1 protein-coding gene is annotated in these 469 nt (G+C 70.4%); it reads right to left on the bottom strand.

Features of this window, described 5'->3' with window-relative positions; all coding sequences use genetic code 11:
• On the bottom strand, positions 1-469 hold a 469-nt coding region (locus RUGAMON1_RS32690), incomplete at both ends, for an AMP-binding enzyme (RefSeq protein WP_445234431.1).

Raw genomic sequence — 469 nt, forward strand, 5'->3', positions numbered from 1 at the left:
GTCGACTTCCAGCTTGAGCGCCTGACGCACGCGCGTGAGCATCTGTATCGCCAGCAGCGAATGGCCGCCAAGCTCGAAGAAGTTGTCGTGGCGGCCGACCCGCTCCAGCTTGAGCAGCTCGGCCCAGATCGCCGCCAGCGTCTCTTCGACCTGGCCCTGGGGCGCCTCGTAGCCGCGCGCCACATAGGCTTGCGCATCCGGCGCCGGCAGCGCCTTGCGATCGAGCTTGCCGTTCGGCGTCAGCGGCAATGACGGCAGCGCCACGAAGGCGCCAGGCAGCATGAATTCCGACAGCGTTCGGCCCAGCTGCGCGCGCAGCGCGACGATGTCGAGCTCCATGCCGTCCTGCGCCACCACGTAGGCCACCAGGCGCTGGTCGCCCGGCTGGTCTTCGCGCGCCAGCACCACCGCCTCGCGCACCCCGGCGCAGGCGGCCAGCGCCGCCTCGATTTCGCCCAGTTCGATGCGG

Origin of the sequence: Duganella rhizosphaerae (genome assembly GCF_040364205.1) — a bacterium.
Taxonomy (GTDB): Bacteria; Pseudomonadota; Gammaproteobacteria; order Burkholderiales; family Burkholderiaceae_D; genus Rugamonas; species Rugamonas rhizosphaerae.